The organism is Agromyces sp. P1_H4, assembly GCF_056405255.1.
Genome location: NZ_JBFUCL010000430.1, coordinates 1 through 2,705, shown reverse-complemented (window position 1 = coordinate 2,705; position 2,705 = coordinate 1). Strand labels below are relative to the sequence as shown.

2 protein-coding genes are annotated in these 2,705 nt (G+C 71.7%); both read right to left on the bottom strand.

Annotated elements, in window-relative coordinates:
• On the bottom strand, nt 1–987 hold a 987-nt coding region (locus AC1DY2_RS18375; protein WP_476763723.1), incomplete at its 3' end, for a glycosyltransferase.
• A partial coding sequence (locus AC1DY2_RS18370) for an amylo-alpha-1,6-glucosidase (RefSeq protein ID WP_476763722.1) occupies nt 984–2,705 on the bottom strand: 1,722 nt, incomplete at its 5' end. The genes AC1DY2_RS18370 and AC1DY2_RS18375, both read right to left, overlap by 4 nt.

Genomic DNA, 2,705 nt, shown 5'->3' with positions numbered 1-2,705 from the left:
GGCGACGTAGTCCGCCGCCATCCGCTCGGCGCTGAAGCGCGTCTCGGCCGCTGCGCGGCACTGGGCGCGATCGAGGTCGGTCGCCCGTGCGAGCGCCGCCGCCAGCTCCTCGGGATGCGACCGGATGAACCCGGTGCGGCCCTCCTCGACGATCTCGCGTACGGAGCCGCGGGGTGTCGCCACGACCGGCGTCCCGGTGGCCAGCGCCTCGATCATGACGAGGCCGAACGGCTCGTCCCACTGGATCGGGTTGAGCAGCGCGCACGAGTTGCCCATGAGCTCGTACTTCTCATCGGTGTCGAGCTCGCCGAGGTACTCGGCGTTCGTGCCGAGCGCGGGGCGCACGACCTCGTCGAAGTACTCCTGCTCGGCCGGCTCCTGCATCTTCGCCGCGATGCGCAGCGGGATTCCGGCGATGGACGCGACCTCGATGGCCTCGGGCACCCCCTTCGACGGGTGCATCCGGCCGACGAAGCATGCCGAGTCGCCCCCTGGACCGATCGGGACGTCCTGCACCTGGATGCCGTGGGGGATCACCCGGGCGATCGGCACCGGCCCTGCCAGCGACGCCTGGTTCTCGGAGATCGCGACGAACGTGACCTCGGGCACGCCTGCGAGGTACAGCTCCTGCTCGAGCGGGATGAGGGGGCCGTGCGCCACCGTGACGAGGGGGATGCCATTGGCGTACCCGGCGAGCACCGGCCCGGCGAGCGTGTTGTCGACGATGACGTCCACGTCGTCGAGCGCGGCGAACGCCCGCAGCAGGTGCCGGAGCTCGTGGGCGGTCACCCCCATCGTGGCTGGGTCGGACGGTTCGAATCCGGGCAGGCGCGGCACCGGGGAGGTGCTGTCGGCGGATGCCGCGAGCAGCACGTCGTGACCCGCTTCGTCGAGGGCGCACGCGAGTGTGTCGATGAACGACTCGATGCCGCCGTACGCCGTCGGGGGGATGGGGATCCACGGCGGGGCGATGATGCCGATTCTCATGTCGGGTTCCTTCGAACGGGCACCGGAACCAGGGCAGGGCGCGGGTCGGGGTGCAGGGTGAGGCCGGGGGGCAGACCGACCACGGATGCGCCGCGTCGCGACGCATCGATCGAGATGCGGGAGCCGGCGAACGGCACGTTCCGCAGGTGGATGTCGCCGAATCCCGCCGAGGTCGTCGGCGCGAGCCAGACGTCGCCGGTGGGCACCGACGGGTCGAACCGCAACGTGGTGCGCAGCAGCGAGAAGGGCGTCGCCGCGGCCCACGCCTGCGGCGAGCAGGAGGCCGGATAGGACACCGGCTCGGGATATCGCCGCCGGTCGAAGCCGCAGAACAACTCGGGGAGACGACCGCCGAACCGGGTCGCCGCCTCGAACATCCCTTGGACGATCCGGTTGGCCTCGTCGACGAAGCCGTAGCGCATCAGGCCCGCGGCCACGATGGCGTTGTCGTGCGGCCACACCGAGCCGTTGTGGTAGCTCGCCGGGTTGTAGGCGCCCATGTCCGAGGCGAGGGTGCGCACGCCCCAGCCCGTGAACAACTCGTCCGAGAGCAGTCGTTCGGCGACCGCACCGGCCTTGTCGTCGTCGACGATGCCGCTCCACAGGCAGTGGCCCATGTTGGAGGCGCACGAGTCGACCGGTCGCTTGTCGGCGTCGAGGGCGAGCGCGAAGTAGCCCTGCTCGGGCAGCCAGAACGCCTCGTTGAACCGGCGCTTCAGGATCGACGCCCGCTCGTACCAGCGGGCGGCCGTGTCGTCGTCGCCGCGGGCGGTGGCGAGCTCGGCGCGGGCGACGTAGGCGGCGTACACGTAGCCCTGGACCTCGCACAGCGCGATCGGCGCGCGGGCGAGCGATCCGTCAGCGAAGGTGATGCCGTCCCAAGAGTCCTTCCAACCCTGGTTCACGAGACCGTGCTCGTTGAGGCGGGCGTACTCGACGAAGCCATCGCCGTCGCGGTCGCCATCGCGCAGGATCCACTCGAGGGCTCGATCGGCGGCCGCGATGAGCTCGTCCTGTCCGTCGTGCAGGCCGCCCCAGCGCGCCAGCTCGCCGAGCACCACCACGAAGAGCGGGGTCGCGTCGGCCGTGCCGTAGTAGACCGAGCCGCCGCCGAGGGCGAGGTTCGTGGTGGCGCCCAGCCGCACCTCGTGGAGGATGCGCCCGGGCTGCTCCTCGGATGCCGCGTCGAACGCGGTGCCCTGCAGCTCGGCGAGGGTCTGCAGGGTGCCGAGGGCGAGCTCGGGATCGACGTGCAGCGACATCAGCGCGGTGAGCAGCGAGTCCCGCCCGAACAGGGCCATGAACCACGGCGCGCCCGCCGCGACGACCGGCCGGTCGGGGTGGCTCGGGTCGAAGATCCGCAGCGATCCGAGATCCTGCTGGCTCTGGAGGATCACTCGCTCGATCGCGTCGTCCTCGACGTCGGGCACCGGCATGTGGGACTGCCAGGCGAGGAAGCGACGGGCGGGGCCGACGGGCACGGCCGAGTCGTCGCCGTCCGCGCCGATCGTGAACTCGTCCTGCAGGGTCGTGGGTGCGAGCCGGATGACACGCGACCACGAGCCGCGGGCCTCGAGCACGACGTCGAAGATGAGGCGGTCGCCGGCGAAGGTTGCGCCGGGAGCGGTGACGACGAGTCCGAGCCGCTCGTCCCGGGGCGAGTCGACGCGGATCACGCCCGGCGACTCCAGCCGTGCGCGCTGGGGGCTCCGGGCCGC